Origin of the sequence: Photobacterium lutimaris (assembly GCF_003025555.1) — a bacterium.
GTDB classification, from domain to species: Bacteria; Pseudomonadota; Gammaproteobacteria; order Enterobacterales; family Vibrionaceae; genus Photobacterium; species Photobacterium lutimaris.
The window spans coordinates 301192-317395 of sequence record NZ_PYMH01000006.1 but is presented as its reverse complement, the minus strand read 5'-3'; the positions used below and the strand labels follow the sequence as shown (position 1 = coordinate 317395).

Annotated in this window: 12 protein-coding genes; 3 read left to right on the top strand and 9 right to left on the bottom strand. The window is 46.6% G+C overall.

What is annotated here, in order from left to right; genetic code table 11:
• Positions 1-152: 152 nt before the first annotated feature.
• Positions 153-644 carry an NUDIX hydrolase gene (locus C9I99_RS14675; protein WP_166645532.1) on the bottom strand — a complete coding sequence of 164 codons (492 nt, stop codon included), beginning with the start codon at positions 642-644 and terminating at the stop codon, positions 153-155.
• Entirely contained in the window at positions 641-1600 is a 960-nt protein-coding gene (locus C9I99_RS14670) for a hypothetical protein (RefSeq protein WP_107349623.1), read from the bottom strand. Before C9I99_RS14670 ends, C9I99_RS14675 begins: the two co-directional genes overlap by 4 nt.
• Positions 1601-1747: 147 nt before the next feature.
• Between C9I99_RS14670 and C9I99_RS14665 the strand changes: the two genes are divergently transcribed.
• Positions 1748-2935: an IS4 family transposase gene (locus C9I99_RS14665; RefSeq protein WP_107349622.1), complete on the top strand. Its 1188-nt coding sequence runs from the start codon at positions 1748-1750 to the stop codon at positions 2933-2935.
• Positions 2936-3054: 119 nt separating this feature from the next.
• Here the strand turns inward: C9I99_RS14665 and C9I99_RS14660 are convergent, their stop codons facing one another.
• Together C9I99_RS14660 and helD are read right to left on the bottom strand one after the other, a co-directional pair.
• On the bottom strand, positions 3055-3780 hold the full coding sequence (locus tag C9I99_RS14660; protein ID WP_107349621.1) for a hypothetical protein: 726 nt from the start codon (positions 3778-3780) through the stop codon (positions 3055-3057).
• A 309-nt stretch (positions 3781-4089) separates the two neighbouring features.
• On the bottom strand, positions 4090-6177 hold the full coding sequence (gene helD, locus C9I99_RS14655; protein ID WP_107349620.1) for a DNA helicase IV: 2088 nt from the start codon (positions 6175-6177) through the stop codon (positions 4090-4092).
• A gap of 518 nt (positions 6178-6695) precedes the next feature.
• Between helD and yccS the strand changes: the two genes are divergently transcribed.
• Complete coding sequence (gene yccS / locus C9I99_RS14650) at positions 6696-8894, top strand: YccS family putative transporter (RefSeq protein ID WP_107349619.1); 2199 nt, start codon at positions 6696-6698, stop codon at positions 8892-8894.
• A gap of 48 nt (positions 8895-8942) precedes the next feature.
• Here the strand turns inward: yccS and C9I99_RS14645 are convergent, their stop codons facing one another.
• On the bottom strand, positions 8943-9338 hold the full coding sequence (locus C9I99_RS14645; protein WP_107349648.1) for a DUF2391 family protein: 396 nt from the start codon (positions 9336-9338) through the stop codon (positions 8943-8945).
• 133 nt (positions 9339-9471) lie between these two features.
• Entirely contained in the window at positions 9472-10305 is an 834-nt protein-coding gene (locus tag C9I99_RS14640; RefSeq protein WP_166645433.1) for a MaoC family dehydratase, read from the bottom strand.
• Positions 10306-10597: 292 nt separating this feature from the next.
• Between C9I99_RS14640 and C9I99_RS14635 the strand changes: the two genes are divergently transcribed.
• Positions 10598-11236, top strand: coding sequence for a LysE family translocator (locus C9I99_RS14635; RefSeq protein WP_107349617.1), 639 nt, complete (start codon positions 10598-10600; stop codon positions 11234-11236).
• 122 nt (positions 11237-11358) lie between these two features.
• Here C9I99_RS14635 and treC read toward each other — a convergent pair whose 3' ends face one another.
• The 3 genes from treC to treR form a co-directional block, all read right to left on the bottom strand.
• On the bottom strand, positions 11359-13038 hold the full coding sequence (gene treC, locus C9I99_RS14630) for an alpha,alpha-phosphotrehalase (protein WP_107349647.1): 1680 nt from the start codon (positions 13036-13038) through the stop codon (positions 11359-11361).
• A gap of 104 nt (positions 13039-13142) precedes the next feature.
• Entirely contained in the window at positions 13143-14567 is a 1425-nt protein-coding gene (gene treB, locus C9I99_RS14625) for a PTS trehalose transporter subunit IIBC (RefSeq protein WP_107349616.1), read from the bottom strand.
• A 234-nt stretch (positions 14568-14801) separates the two neighbouring features.
• The gene (treR, locus tag C9I99_RS14620; RefSeq protein ID WP_107349646.1) at positions 14802-15746 is read right to left on the bottom strand and encodes a trehalose operon repressor TreR; all 945 of its coding nucleotides are present in this window, start codon (positions 15744-15746) and stop codon (positions 14802-14804) included.
• Positions 15747-16204 lie beyond the last annotated feature (458 nt).

The following is a 16204-nucleotide window of genomic DNA, read 5'->3' as shown; positions in this document are numbered from 1 at the left end:
ATTGTTATCACTTCTAGGCTGCGCTCGTCTTGAGCAAAGTCACGGGCGCAACGCCCATCAAACTCCCTCCGAGCAATTTACTTAATAAGGTTATACGGGCTTGTCCAACAACCGGATAGAAGTGTCGGCTGCGCGACACGTATCCTTATTTGTTATGGGTATTTACACCAGAATAAGGCTAATGCTGACAATGAAATCCCATCGACAACCAAACCACTCAGTATTTTTTGTTTCATCTCACTGATAGGAATACGGATGATTTCAATTACTTCAGAATCATGCTCTTGCACTTGTTCTTCTTTTGAAACATGAGCAAGAAATACATTTATCGTTGAAGCTAATATGGCTGTATTTGGCTTAACAACACCAAGCTTTTCTATACTCCCCCTTTCAATAACATAGCCAGTTTCTTCTAATAGTTCTCGTAAAGCGCACTCTTTACTACTCTCATCATGATTTGCGTACCCTCTAGGAAATTCGATTAGTTCATCAGAGTGTGCAGGACGATTAACTTTTACAAAAACAAATGATTCACCTTCGATAATTACAATAACAGCTCCGTTATCAGAACCATTTTCTTCAATATAGTGGAATAACCCATTTTTGGTTACTTTAAACCAAGGATTTTCATAAACCGTTTTCACTTCAATTCAAGTCCTATTGCACTTTGCATCCTATTATACATACCAAACCAGTTTTTTCTGGTAAGATACGTTTGACCTTTTTCTGTAAGTTTATCTTCAATATACCCTAAAGCTTCATCAGTAATGTACTTCATAATTTCCCCAGAACCAAAGCTGGTTACAAGCTCAAAGGCCTTGTAAGGATACTCGATAAGTTTTATCTCATTTTTTAACGACTTAAAAATAATACCTGAATCTAATATCACCTCAGGTACATCCTGAAGAAACTTAATATCGTCTTGGAGAAAGCCTTCACCCTTTGATGCAAATAGAGAGTTATAAGCTGGATTTATCACTTCAGCCTTAAATTTAGAAGATTCTACAGGGCTTTTATTTCCAAAGTAGTCATCCGACACTTGATACCATTGGGATCTGGAATATTTATCTTCATTAGCTAATTTAAATAGCAACCTCTCTCCATCACCTAAAAAGTAATGACCGAAAATTGCATTATCATCTAATCTTTTAGATATTTCATTTCTTAATGCTTCTTTAGATGCTGTGACTTTTTCAACATTGTAATTAATATTATCTAATGCTTGTTGTACTAACTTGATTCTAGATGAAATTTCAATATATTGGCTATCAGTCAATTCTGACTTTTTAGGGCTTCCATAGAAGCTAGAAATTATGTAATCAGGAGGGAGTCTTTCAAAATAGTCGATTAAATTTTGATCTTTATCGCAATTAAAACCCCTGATGACAAGCTTGCCACTTCCTTCCTCATTCAGATATTTAACAAGATTTCGTCGGGTTATTAACTCATAGAAATCAATATTATCAATAAGGGTGTTAGGAGAAAGAACAACACCGTCAGCAAATGCCATCCCTGTTAAAAACCTTTTCCGTATCTCATCCTTATTCAACTTTCTAACTGAATCACAATTAGAAAGTAATAACTTTTCTTTAAAAAGCATAAAGTTACCCCATAGTTTTAATTTTAATACCCATAACGCCGGGCACTTATGAATCCCCACAAAATACCTTTGTAGTTCAATAAGTAGACACGCACCTTACCTTCTGATCTAATGAATTCACTACAAACTTAAAAGATTGAAAGCAAAATGCGTGATATTCAAATACTACACGAGTCGCTGGAAAATCAATGCCCTAACATGCATAAAAAGAGACTCAAATCACTCATGGACTCGGTGCAAGCATTGCTTAGCAATGATGCACTGACACTAACCTTGCTCGGCCGTTCGCTTCCATCAAAGGCAAAAACGAAGCACTGTATTAAACGTGTTGATCGTTTATTAGGTAACAATCACCTGCATCATGACAGACTCGATATTTATCGTTGGCACTGCCATCAGTTTTGTTCGGTTAATCCACAGCCCATTGTCTTAGTCGATTGGGCTGATATTCGTGAATATGAACGGCTCATGGTACTCAGAGCATCCGTTGCCGTTGACGGTCGATCCGTGACACTGTTCGAGCAAACTTTCACCTTCAAAAATTATAACTCTCCGCGCAGTCACCAGCAATTTCTCGACAATTTCAAAGCCGTTTTACCGTCGCATATCATCCCTATTATCGTCACCGATGCAGGCTTTCGTAACACCTGGTTTCGACAAGTTGAAAGCTTAGGGTGGTGCTACTTAGGCAGAGTTCGTGGCGATGTGAATGTTTTTCACAACAAGCAATGGATGCACATTAAGGCGTTGTTTGATAAAGCAAATAGCAAAGCTAAATACCTAGAGCTCTCACAACTCGCCAAACGAAAACCATTACTTTGCCATCTTCATCTCTATAAAAAACAAACACCAACAAAACGTAAAGATCGCCCAAAAGGTCGAGAGCACTTCTCTGCCCAAGCTGTCCATCGAAAATCAGCAATTGAGCCTTGGTTACTGGCTACCAATGTCCCAACAAATATCTTTTCAGCCCGGTGTATCGTCAGGCTATACACCAAGCGAATGCAAATCGAAGAAACGTTCCGAGACTTAAAGAGTCCACAATATGGTTTTGGCTTACGTCAAAGCCGGACTCATGACCCTAAACGATTCGACATCCTACTTCTCATCGGTTTGCTCGCCTTTATCGTCTATTGGTGGTTTGGGATAATTGCTGAGCACAACGGCTGGCACCATCATTTTCAGGCTAATTCAATAAAAGACCGCCGAGTTCTATCGTTCGTTAGATTAGGAAAAGAAGTTTTTCGACGACTTGAATATCACGTCAACGAATCAGCAATATGTTGGGCACAGCATACCCTTATTCTCATGGCGAGGAGCAGTTATCGTGCTTAAATTATGTGGGGATCCGCCAGCGCCGGGCATAAGGTGCGCCACGACTAACCTACCAAGCGCACCGAACTCCATACTAAAACCGCCGAGTGTAACGCGTCACCTTAATGTTTTTGTTAGGATTAAAAGTTACCCACCCTAGTTTTGTCAATGAGTTTGAGATTCGATGGTTCATAACGTTTTTGGTGGTCATAAAAGCTTGCGCTGAAGTAAACGCCACCTGCATACCTAAGAACCCAACCGTTAAAATACTTTCGCGAGCCTCTAACTTGTAATATCCCTACCCCTGCGTGATTCGCTAAATGTAGCATCCCATTCCACTGCATTTTATCGTTTTCAGCGTCTCGCTCATATTTACCTAACATTTCATGTTCATGTTTAAAGGACAAGTTTGAAAACAAGACACAAAATTTGGGGGAATATGTCTCACCGTTTTTAGCTGTAAACTTTGCATGGTTATATGACACTGTTTGCCACAACGCCCTACTTGATTTCTTTGTAAACCGTGTATTTACGGGCAAGTACTTCACCTCAACGCCAAACGGCTCTGGCACAAAGCCGGAATCAATAAGATGTTCTTTGGGGTATAGCATGAAGTCGATCTTTACTTTCTGATCATTTAGATAGCCGCACACTTCACTTCTAATATGAAAATCACAACTCATATTTTCAGTGAACCACATTTTGAGGTCAGCTTCATCTTTGAAAAGATGGTGCTTTCGACTAGTATCCACGTCCCTCAATTTCTTAATCTGAGCCAATCTATTCAGGAGCGTGGTTTCTGCGGCTTGCACTCCATTTACTTCTACATATCTATCAATTATTTCAATGAGATCTTCTTCTTCCATGCGCTGCCTTAATCCTAACAGCTTTATATAAAGAATTGCGCATCATTACAATTCATCATATCACTCTAAACCGAGGTGTTAATTATCCATTTATATGGATATAAAACAATGGTATACATCAAGTTACGCGAGTTGTAATGATGAATGATTCGTCATATCACATTCATCATTTGTGATAATTGATGTGCCTCGCAATTATTATCTGTACTTTTCAGGTTTGCAGAATGATCGAACGCTGGCGACAAAAAAGCGAGTCGGCTAACGGTAGCTGACTCGCTTATTAATGAGTGGCTGAAGGTTAAAGTATTATTACTTTTGCTTCGTCTTCACTCGCTTGATTTTATTCATTACCGGATAGCCATCATCAATCAGTTCATTGACGAACGTTGATGGCTTCTCTGGCTCAGCACAAACCCATACGTGTTTCTTAGCACGGGTGATTGCAACGTAGAACAACCGGCGTTCTTCGGCGTCGGTGAAGCTTTCACCGCGGGCTTGCAGACAAGCAGCCAATCCAGTGTCTCGGTCAGGCGCCGGGAACACACCGCGGTTGACATCCAAGACAAATACAAAGTCGGCTTCGCGGCCCTTACTGGCGTGGCAGGTCATGAAGTTCAGACCAAGATGCGGCCATTTCTCCTGCCATTGCTTGAGCTTTTCTGGTCGCTGGTTGTTATTGCGCCCCAATAGCAAGGTGGTCACGTCGCCTTTTTGTTGCGTCGCCAATTGTGCCAGCTCCTGATCGATCAAATCCTGGCACAGCAAGGTTACGGCTTTGCGCTTTTGCTTTTTGAAGCTGGTGAGATCTTTTTTCAGCTGGTTCGGATTTTGCTGAATAAAGGCATTCGCCACTTCTCCGATCATGCTATTGAAGCGGTAAGTGGTATCCAGCTCGGTAATGTGGCTGGCACCAAAGCGCTGTTCAAATCCAGTGGTCAGGTTCACATCGGCACCGGCAAAGCGGTAAATAGCCTGCCAGTCATCGCCGACGGCAAACAAGGTCGGCCGGTGCGCTTTGTCACCCACTTGGCAAAGCGCTTCTATTAACGCCAACCGATGCGGTGAAATATCTTGGTATTCATCCACCATGACAAACTTCCAAGGCGGGGTGAACTTGCCCTCTTTGACGTATTCTGTCGCCCGCTGGATCATGGTGTTGAAGTCAATCTGTTTGCTGGTCTTCAAGTGCTGCTCGTAGGCACGGTAACACGGCCACAGCAACGCCAGCTCGCTCTTCATCCGAGCACGTGCCGATTCGTTATCGTGCTGTTCTATACTCTCGACCAGCTGGGATTTGTTCGCACCTCGCTGACCAATCAATTCAATATGACGCCATACCCAAGCGGCCAGTTGCTCACTTTTGGCCTGCTTTTCCATCGAGTTATCCGATTTAAAACCAGGAATACGCCATTGGGTAAGGTGTTTCTGCCAGCGTTTGGCAGAAGCGGCCGTTTCCCATTGCTCGGTCAATACGTTAGAAATCCATTCGCCGCGAGCTTTTTCATCCAGCGTAACCGGTGAAACACTTGGCATCTCGCTCTCAACGGCCCTGATGATTTGCGTACCCAAACTGTGGAAGGTAGCAACCTTGATACGATCGCTGACTTTGGTCGCCAAGCGCTCGCTCATTTCTTCGGCGGCTTTGCGGCCAAAGGCCAACATCAGGATCTCTTCTGGCTGACTCTGCTGATTGGCAATCAGGTAAGCTGCACGGGCAACCAACACGCTGGTTTTACCGCTACCGGCACCCGCAAGCACCAAGTTATGATCTTGGTTGATCAAAACCGCTTCACGCTGAGTTGGATTTAACGGTGAAGATTCGAACTTATCGAACCACGATGACCACTTTTCGGTTTCTTTTTCCAACCATTGGCTATTGGCCTCTTCCACCCATTCTTCATTACCTTCAAGCCATGGCTCAACTTTTTCGAATGCCAACGGACGGAACGATGCCGCCAATTCACGGGTTAATCCGGTTGACGCTAATGAGTTCTCGAGGTAACGGTGTAATTGGCGATGGGAAGATTCACGCAAATAACCTTCTGCTTCCGCATAACTATCAATACGGGTAAGCATTTCCGGTAGCATGTTATCCAGCTTTTCAACCCGACCCTGGGCCCAGTTCCGGTAGGCTTCAAGCAACATATTGGCAAATGCCTTACATTGCTGCCACGGCAAGCCATGTATTGTCCAACAATACTCTTGATCAGCGGAGGTCAATTCAAAACTGCCCCACATCACACCACGATGAACCTCTATGGCGCCATCCCACTCATCGAAGGGAATTTCTTCTGTTTCTGTCTGGCTATCAAGTACTAAACAATTATCACCAAGAGCGATACTGCAATAATCACCTTGGGCGAGCCATTGGGCCAGCCACCCTGCTGTTAAACGCATTCTGTCACCAACACTCAACTTACTTCTACTTACGCTAACTTTTACGCATATTATTAGATATATCTAACCTAATAACGAAAAAACGACTTGGACTTAGAGTATCAAGTTATATAAATTTACCCAAGTACACTCACCCTGTGGGAGCTTACTAAGGTGCCATTTCTGCCACTCAAAGTCACTTGGCTATACAATAGCGGCCAAAAATAATTTATGCGTAAATTTTCTGCTAATTAATCTGGGCAAGCTGACCTTTTGAGATGATGATTGCCGTGCGTTGTTGGAATTTCATACAAGGTAAAGGCTTTTATGTGTCGTTGAGTGACTTGATACACCGCTAACGCAATTGACATTACCAACTAACGCTGCCCGAAGGCTTCGGCTAGGCGTCTCCCAGGCGAACAAAACTTAAGCGTATAAGGTCTGCTCGGCTTAGAAACAATGAATTTTATAGGGATTTATACCGCTTGATTACGGAAGTTTGCTATCTTTAGCGCTTCACTAGGAAGACCATAAAAACAATGACAAATAGCCGCTTACAATTGACCTTGCGTCGTTACTGGGCGAACGACCGAATAAACTACAGTATACGTGTACTGATCGCCTTGGTTGGGGTTGCTCTCCCCTGCTGGTATCTACAAGCAACGTCAGAAGTCACACCTTTAGTCCTCGGGATCATTGCTTCAGCGCTGGCTGAAACCGATGACAACCTGACTGGGCGGATCAAGGCCCTAATCACCACCTTGCTTTGCTTCGTTCTTGCTTCTTTTTCTATCGAAATATTATTCCCTTATCCGCCACTGTTTGCCATTGGGCTATTTACCTCAACCTTTGGCTTTATCATGTTGGGGGCAATGGGCGCCCGTTACGCCAGCATCGCTTTTGCTTCGCTGCTGCTGGCGGTCTACACCATGCTGGGTGCCGATCAAAGCACGAATTTATGGTATCAGCCCATGCTGCTGCTCGGTGGCGCAACGTGGTACGGACTACTGTCACTGAGCTGGCAGGTTATATGGCCTAACCAGCCGGTTCAGCAGAGCCTATCAAAAGTGTTTAACGAGCTAGCCTGCTACCTTGATAGCAAAAGCCAGCTATTCAACCCTGTTGCTGATTTAGTCCCGCAACCGCTTCGCCTACAAGCGGCGACCAAAAATGCCAAAGTGGTCAGTGCACTCAACGATGCTAAAGCGACGCTGCTGCACCGTGCCCGACGTGGCCACCCGAATCAAACCGGTGATAAGTTCCTCAATATTTACTTCTTGGTACAGGATATCCACGAGCGAGCCAGCTCCTCCCATTATCGCTACCAAGATTTGGCCGCAGAGTTCCAGCGCAGTGATGTGCTGTTCCGATTCCAGCGCCTACTCGCACAACAAGCGAAAGCGTGCCGAGAAATTTCCCACGCCTTGGCAATGGGGAAACCCTACCGCCATGGTGTTGATAGCGTCAAAGCGCTGGATGAACTGCAAGAGTCCCTGTTCTATCTCAAAAGCCAGAACGATCCCAAGCGTCGGGTGTTTATCAACCAGCTGGAGTATCTGTTTAACAACCTCGCGACAGTAGAGCGCCAGCTATCGAATGTCAGCAACCCGGATGTGTCGACCACCGACAGTGCCCGTGATAACCAGCTGTCAGATACCGAAGCACGCAGCATGAAAGAGCGCTGGCAGCGGATCCGCGCTCAGCTTGACCCTAGCTCGATGCTGTTTCGTCATGCACTGCGTATGGCCATCGCCCTAACGGTTGGCTATGGGATCATTCTCGGGCTTGATCTCGAACGGGGATATTGGATCTTGCTGACAACCTTGTTTGTTTGCCAGCCTAACTACAGTGCGACGCGCCAGCGGCTCAAGCAGCGTGTTATCGGTACCATTGCCGGTTTGCTCATCGGTATGCCGTTACTGTTCCTGTTCCCAGGGCAAGAAGGCCAGCTGGTATTGATGGTGTTTACCGGTGTGATGTTCTTCGCCTTCCGTACCGCCAACTATGGGGTGGCGACGATGTTTATCACCTTGCTGGTACTGTTCTGCTTCAACCAGCTTGGCGAAGGCTTCGCGGTTATCCTGCCTCGTCTGGGCGATACCCTACTCGGCTGTTTGCTAGCGGTATTGGCGGTGAGCTTTATCTTGCCGGATTGGCAAGCGCGCCGTTTACATAAGGTGATGTCGACTGCCGTAGAGAAAAACCGTGACTATTTGGCACAAATTATTGGCCAGTACCGTATCGGCAAAAAAGACTGCTTGAGCTACCGTATTGCCCGCCGAGATGCCCACAACACCGATGCCCAGCTTAGCTCGGCGATCAGCAATATGTTGCTTGAGCCCGGCCGCTACCGCATGGCAACCGATGAGAGCTTCCGCTTCCTTACGCTAAACCATGCCATGCTGAGCTATATTTCAGCGCTGGGAGCCCACCGAACCCAGTTGGAAGATGAAAGTACCCATCACTTGGTTTCGCTGGCCCACAGGCAAATCCACCAGCATTTGGATTGCTTAGCAGCCCAGCTTGAGGGGAACCGCTGCGCCCAAGCGCCCGAGTCTGATAACGAGTTGGATCAGCGCCTATCGCTATGGCGAGATGAAGATTCAACATCGGCCCGTATGGTACTGCAGCAACTGCACCTTATTCAACGCATGCTACCTGAGCTGCATTCGCTCGCCAACAAGCTAGCAGCAAGAACCAATGTCGATGTTCAGGCAAAGAGTGGCCAAGCCGCTTAAGTGATGAAATTAAGCGCCCTCTTTTACCCCGTTGGTTTCTGAGGGAGCTTATTCTTTATCAAAGCTATCAACAATGATCGCGCCCATCGAGGCGGGCATTGCGATAACGATAATGCGCTTGAACGAAATCAGAGGGTCTGAAAGTAGCGGTAATTTGTCTAACGCCAATAGAACAAGAGAGACAACGACCGCGGTAATAATATAAGCAATCACAATACGGAAGATAAAACCGCCAAGCCGGTGCTTTATATTTCTCTGAAATACACTCTCATAAGTGAAAATGCCGAGGAAAAAAACCGCTAAACAGAACAGCATGACCAAGTTTAACGTGGGCAACGTTTCACCTAAGCGCCATGCTTCCTCGGAGAAAGAGATGGGGACCGCAAGGGCAAATGCGCCGACGCACACCTGACTTGCATCTTCCATATTAAAATTCAACATGATGTTATCCAGCAACATGAATGTATAACGATTACCGTACAACATCATGATGGCTCATTACGCCAGAAAAAGAGAATTTTGTTATCGAGCTGCTGCAACATAAATATTTATGACTACTTGCTCCGCACGTCATTACCTAGCGATATTGGGCTTCAACCAATGGCTTGCCTTCGTGGTTAAGCAACCTTAATTCACCTTCTCTGGCTTCCAAGTGGGCGGTTGAGGGCAGGAAGGCCGGGCGGCGAAAAGTAAATTCAACGTCACTTACAGGGGAGTCAATGGCAGCAAACAAGCGGGCGACCGAGTACATGCCGTGGATGATTGGAGCCTTGAAGCCAAAGGGCTTAGCCGTCAACCAATGCAGGTGTATGGGATTGTAATCACCAGAGACAGCGGCATACCTGCGGGCCATTTTCGGCGTCAATGGTAGGGTATCCAGCTTTGTCCAAGCTTGTGATTCTCTTTCAACGTCCTTTCTTTCAGGGACTGACTGACGTCTGCTTACTGGCTTTCGGACTAAACAACGGCTGCGGTAACTGGCCTGACAACGCCCATCAACGCTGAACCGCCCTTCCAGCTCAAGTTCCATCCCCTTATCGGTTTGGCTGCACGCAACAACATTGAGCCTGAAGTCATAGGGCTTAGCGATTTCGAGTGGCGTATGTTGATGAAAACTGACATGGGTATGGATCATTCCCAGCAACTTCAGCGATACGTCAGGATGGGTGAGCAACAGCAACTGCGCAGGCTGTGTTGCGACAAATAAAAAAGGTAACGGCAAAGCACCATGAGGTAAGCCACAACTGGCGTTATAGCGATTGACGCTCTGGCTATCAAACACAAAGCCATCGATAGCAACGGTTATTGGCGGTAGGGGCTTGAAGCCTTTCTTCAGCGAGGCCTTCGCCAACAGCGATAATGATGACGGTAACTGGCTCTGCTGGCGGGTAATAGTGGTATTGATGGTCATAGGTTCTGTCATTTAATACAAGGCAACAAGGCCTATCAGCTCAACAGATAGCATGACACCAGTATCGTCAATCAACAATGATTTTGGTTCACATCGCTCTTAAGCATAGCGACTTACGACACAGCAGCAACAGCAACAGCAACAGCAACAGCAACAGCAACAGCAACAGCACAAGTGACAAACAAAACGCCAACAAATCAAATGAACAAACCAATAAACATGCCCAGAGCGTTTAAATCAACCACAAAAAGAACTAGAATCCAGCACCTTGTAAATTCAATATCGAAGTACCATGATTGATCTATCCGTTTTACCTGTTTATCTGACCGCTGTTATCGCCCTGCTATTGATTCCAGGCCCTGACATGCTGCTAATCGCCAGCTCTAGTTTGAGCTACGGTAAAAAAGTTGGGGTATTTGCCAGCCTGGGCAATGCAACGTCAGGATTGATCCTTACTTTACTGGCCGCCATGGGCGTCTCGGCGTTAATTGCCATGAACCCTATCGCCCTTCAAGTACTTCGACTACTCGGCGGTGCTTATCTGCTGAAAATGGGCTGGGACTGTATGCGTACCAATCCTTCTGACGCGCCAACGGTTGAACAGAGTAACAGCGTAGCCAAAACCCTTTATCGCCGAGCGGTGATCAGTAACCTACTCAACCCAAAAGCACTGATTTTCTTCGTCTTGTTCCTGCCGCAGTTTGTATCGACTCAAGCCACTGCAACGTCGGGCGAACAAATGCTGGTACTTGGTCTACTTCTTAACGTGCTCGGTCTGTTGTTCAACCTGTTCTTGGTCACCATGATCGGTAGTCTGGGCCAGCCACTGCTGAAAAATGAGAAGTTCCGTACCAACCAGCACAAATTCATGGGCCTGATCTTCTTTGTATTGGCAATTTGGTTATTGGCTTCTCAGGTGCCGGCAGTCTAAATTACGGCTTATATGACAAGGCATCATGACGGATGCCATTCAATGACAATAAAAGCGCCTCTCGGCGCTTTTTTCGTATTCGCTAATTATATTGACCTATTCAGTGACAGAGTAAACTCTGCTTACTTATCAATGAGAATAATTCGCGTCTCATAGGGCTGTAGTGTGACGTTGTTCTCTTGATCCGCAGTCATCGACTCAGAGTAGTTCGACAACAAGCACACACCGTTATTCACATCTAACTCAAGCGGTAACTGACATTCCACATCTTCACCGTAGTAGTTGTTCACACACAGCAAGATCTGGTTGCCTGATTCTCGCTTGTAGCAAAAAATGCGGTCGTGCTCTGGCATTAAATCAGTGTAATCACCGTCGGTGATCACTGCGACTTCCTTTCGCAATTGGATAAGCTGACGGTAGAAGTGGAAGACGGAGTTTTCATCTTCAACTGCAGTCTTGGCATTGATCTGCCGATAGTTGTCCGCGACTTGCAACCAAGGTGTCGCTTTGGAGAAACCGGCAAACTCGCTATCGTCCCACTGCATTGGAGTACGAGCATTATCGCGGGACTTCTGTGCCAGAATAGCCATCATTTCATCATGTTCAACCCCTTGCTGGTGAACCATGATGTCGTACATATTGGTACTTTCTACATCACGATACTGCTCAATCGAGGTATAACCTGGGTTGGTCATGCCAATTTCTTCCCCTTGGAAGATATACGGCGTTCCCTGCATCATGTGCACCGATGCCCCCAACATCTTCGCTGATTCGACACGGTAATGCTTGTCATCGCCCAGTCGGCTCACGACACGGGGTTGGTCATGGTTGCACCAGAACAATGCGCCCCAGCCCTTGCCATTCAACCCTAGCTGCCAATGGTTGAAAATCGATTTGAGCTGATGAAAATCAAATGGAGCTTTGGTCCACTTTTCGCCATTTGGATAATCAACTTTCAAATGGTGAAAGTTAAACACCATAGACAGCTCTTTGCCGTCCATTGAGGAGTACTGTTGGCAATGCTCAAGCGTGGTGGAAGACATTTCGCCAACCGTTACCGAGCCGTATTTGTGGAATACTGCTTCACTGATCTCCTGCAGGTATTCGTGAACACGAGGACCATCGGTATAGAAACGGCGACCATCACCACTATCATCGTTAGGAAAGTCCTGTTGTTTGGAAATCAAATTGATCACATCAAGGCGGAACCCGTCGACGCCTTTCTCTGCCCAGAAGCTGATCACGTCTTTGACTTCTTCACGAACCTTGGGGTTTTCCCAGTTAAGATCGGCCTGCTCTTTGGCAAACAAGTGCAGATAATATTGGCCAGTGGCTTCGTCCAATGCCCAAGCATTACCGCCAAATTTCGACTGCCAGTTGGTTGGCTCCGCGCCATCGACCGGATCTTTCCAGATATAGTAATCACGGTACGGGCTGTTCTTATCACCGAGTGCCGACTGGAACCAAGCATGTTCGGTAGACGTGTGGTTAACCACAATATCCATAACGATCTTGATACCGCGCAACTGCGCTTCAGCCAATAACTGATCAAAATCAGCCATGGTGCCGAAGTCTGGATTGATATTGTAGTAGTCGGAAATATCGTAGCCATTATCAATCATTGGCGAGCTATATACCGGCGTTAGCCAAATCGCATCGACCCCCAAGGTTTTGAGGTAGTCGAGCTTAGCAGTAATCCCTTGAATATCACCGGTTCCCTTGCTGCCACTATCGCAGAAGCTCTTTGGATAAATCTGGTATATCGTAGCGGTACGCCACCATTCAAGTTGCTCTTTCAACATCATAACCTGCACACTCAATAAATCAGAAGAAGGTAGCTGGCCCTCCAAATCGTTCCGACCAGCTACAAAATCACTCAGGGGTTGTCCTATTCCTAGACCATAAGCTAGGCCGTGGCTTCACTCAGCTCGCCTTTCGCTTCGGCACGCTTGTACATGAACAAGGTCAGTGCCAGCGGAACCACTACCGCCACCAGCATCGCGATGAAGTACACCAGCCAGTACTGAGGCTGAATCGATAGGATGCCCGGTAGGCCACCGACACCGATACCGTTCGCCATCACTCCTGCACTACCACAAATCGCGGCCGCAATCGCAGAGCCAATCATCGCGCTAAGCATTGGGAATTTGTATTTCAAGTTGATGCCGTACATCGCAGGCTCCGTCACACCAAGGTAAGCCGAAATCGCTGCCGGAACTGAAATTTCACGCTCATTGGTTTTCTTGCTGATAATAATGATGGCCACTACCGCAGAAGCCTGGGCAATATTTGACAGTGCAATCAAAGGCCAAATCGGCGTACCGCCCATCGACTGCATCAACTGCAAGTCCACGGCGTTTGTTGTGTGATGGATACCGGTAATAACCAATGGGGCGTATAGGAAACCGAAGATCATCGCACCGAAGATAGCAAAGTCACCGGTCATGGCAGCTTGTGCCGCATAACCCACACCGTCGCCCAGCATACGGCCAAACGGGCCAATAAATGCGTGAGCCAGAATAACGGCAGTAATGATCGAGACGAACGGTACAATCACCAGGTATAGATAAGCGGGGATGATTTTCTTGAGGTTGGTTTCAATCAATGCCAACGCAATACCGGCCAGCATTGCTGGGATCACCTGAGCTTGATACCCGACCTTCTCTATGGTGAAGAGGCCAAAGTCCCACACCTCAGGCAGTTGTTGCCCTATCAAGTAGGCATTCATCAACTGCGGAGAAACCAGTGTTACCCCCAAGACGATACCTAGAATTGGCGTGCCGCCCAGTTTCTTGACGGTGGACCAACACACACCGACAGGCAGGAAGAAGAAGATCGCTTCGCCAATCAACCATAGGAAAGAGTGGACGGTTGCCCAAAACTGGCTGATTTCAGTCAATGTCTGGCCATCGAACATCTTGATGTCGCCGATGACATTACGGAAACCGAGGATCAAACCACCGGTAATAATCGCTGGAAGCAATGGGACAAAGATTTCAGCAAGATGGGAAATCCCACGCTCCAGTACGCTCATGTTCTGGCGAGCAGCCACTTTGGCTTCTTCCTTGCTGGCACCCGAGTTACCGGTATACGCATTCAGCGCTTTATACACCTCATCCACTTCAGTACCAATCACCACCTGAAACTGGCCGGCATTGGTGAAACACCCTTTCACCATACCTAGCTGTTCGATTTCTTTAATTTGCGCCTTGTCGGTATCTGCCAATACAAAGCGCAAACGGGTCAGGCAGTGGCTGACGCTTGCGATGTTGTCCTTACCGCCGATTAACTCGACCAAACGCTCTATCTGCTGTTGGTTAATCTTACTCATGCCGATTGTCCATCGTTATTAAAATAGGAATGTGTTGGGTTGTCTGTCATTGTTCGTTTTAACTCTGTGGGAATGTTCCCACTCGATAGTAAGAATACTCTCAGATCCCCTAACTGATGAAAATGGGAACATTCCCATTACGTGAATCAGTTCACACCCTGTACCTATAGGTTAGTAGCGAAAATGTGATTTAGATCCGGCTTGATAGCCTATTGATCGACCTTGGGTTCCAACTTAATACGAAGCTTGCTGGATCAGGTGGGTAATGTATTTCTGGCCGGATAACTGCTTGATCAGCAACTGCGCGGACACTTTGCCTGCCTCAAAATAGCCAGGGTCAATGCTGAAGGTGTTCGGGAACAAAAACGACAGAAGATCCGTCGCTCCTACGCCGGAGACTTGAATGTCAGTACGGCCAAGTTCCTGCAAACGCTTGGCTACCCCCATTGCCAAGGTATCACTGGCACAGACTATCGCCTCGGTACCAGCCCCTAGCACTTGGTCGGTAATATGGTAGGCGCTGTCGTAGCTCAGCTGCCCAGTTTGATAGCGAGGTTCAATACCCAGTTTACGGCAGCGTTCAAGGTAGGCATTGAGGCGAAGTAAACCCGTTGTCCGGTCAGACTCATCAACCCCAATATAACTGATGGCTTGCTTGCCATTTGAAACCAGCTTATCCATCGCCAGTTCAATCAAGCCTTGATGATCATAGTCAACCGAAGAAATGGTATCGGTATCAGAGGCGATCACAACCGCTTTATGGCCGAGGTTTTCGATACTGGAAAGATCGCAGCCCGAAAAACCAAACACAATCACCCCATCAACATTGCGTTTTTGCAACACGGCCAGATGCTCGTTGGTCTTGTCAGCGCTGAACTGGCTTTCCATGATCACGGCGTCATAGCCCGCTTGGTAGATCACATCGAGGATACCACTGACCGCTTTGTTTTCAGACGGTGAATCCAAGCGAGACAGAATGATCCCCACCACCTTGGCGCTCCCCCCCCGCATCGCTTGGGCTGACTTGGACGGCACATAACCGGACTCTCGGATCACCTGCTCGACTTTCTCCCTAGTCGCGGGTTTAACCTTCGGATCATTAGTGAGTACGCGGGAAACGGTTGATTTGCCAACTCCTGCCAGCTTGGCAATATCAAGGATTGTAAGTTTTTGGGTCATCATCATTCTGGTTATTAGGGCAACAGCCTATTGTCACCGACAACGTAATAATTTCAATGCTTTTCCTGCAACAAAGCAGCAGGCTACCGTCGGTCACACAATTTTCTGCCATTATATGCGCCATATAGGGAACAAAATTTCATTCACCCTGACAAACAATGACACAGCCCAGACATTTCTTTGAATTTATTCAATTAGTTTATACCCAAACGATGCACACTGAACCACACACCTTGAAGTGATTTGGGGTATGTTTTCAATGATCTGGTTGGCCAAATGGCTCCCAGAACAGAGTATCAAACTGAAATAATATGGGCATACGCAACAATGCGACTTGATTTTATTGAACACTGTCCGCATATAATAAGTATGATAAATAAAAAGCGCCACTGATTGACGAATACGCTGGGCCAACTTTTGTACCCCATTATCGATGAGCCGGCACAGTCACAGAAAAC

What these genes read in the sequence shown, in the direction of transcription:
- C9I99_RS14670 (WP_107349623.1), bottom strand. Translation starts at nt 1,600, where the DNA reads ATGCTTTTTAAAGAAAAGTTATTACTTTCTAATTGTGATTCAGTTAGA.
- C9I99_RS14665 (WP_107349622.1), top strand. Translation starts at nt 1,748, where the DNA reads ATGCGTGATATTCAAATACTACACGAGTCGCTGGAAAATCAATGCCCT.
- C9I99_RS14660 (WP_107349621.1), bottom strand. Translation starts at nt 3,780, where the DNA reads ATGGAAGAAGAAGATCTCATTGAAATAATTGATAGATATGTAGAAGTA.
- helD (WP_107349620.1), bottom strand. Translation starts at nt 6,177, where the DNA reads ATGCGTTTAACAGCAGGGTGGCTGGCCCAATGGCTCGCCCAAGGTGAT.
- yccS (WP_107349619.1), top strand. Translation starts at nt 6,696, where the DNA reads ATGACAAATAGCCGCTTACAATTGACCTTGCGTCGTTACTGGGCGAAC.
- C9I99_RS14640 (WP_166645433.1), bottom strand. Translation starts at nt 10,305, where the DNA reads ATGACCATCAATACCACTATTACCCGCCAGCAGAGCCAGTTACCGTCA.
- C9I99_RS14635 (WP_107349617.1), top strand. Translation starts at nt 10,598, where the DNA reads ATGATTGATCTATCCGTTTTACCTGTTTATCTGACCGCTGTTATCGCC.
- treC (WP_107349647.1), bottom strand. Translation starts at nt 13,038, where the DNA reads ATGTTGAAAGAGCAACTTGAATGGTGGCGTACCGCTACGATATACCAG.
- treB (WP_107349616.1), bottom strand. Translation starts at nt 14,567, where the DNA reads ATGAGTAAGATTAACCAACAGCAGATAGAGCGTTTGGTCGAGTTAATC.
- treR (WP_107349646.1), bottom strand. Translation starts at nt 15,746, where the DNA reads ATGACCCAAAAACTTACAATCCTTGATATTGCCAAGCTGGCAGGAGTT.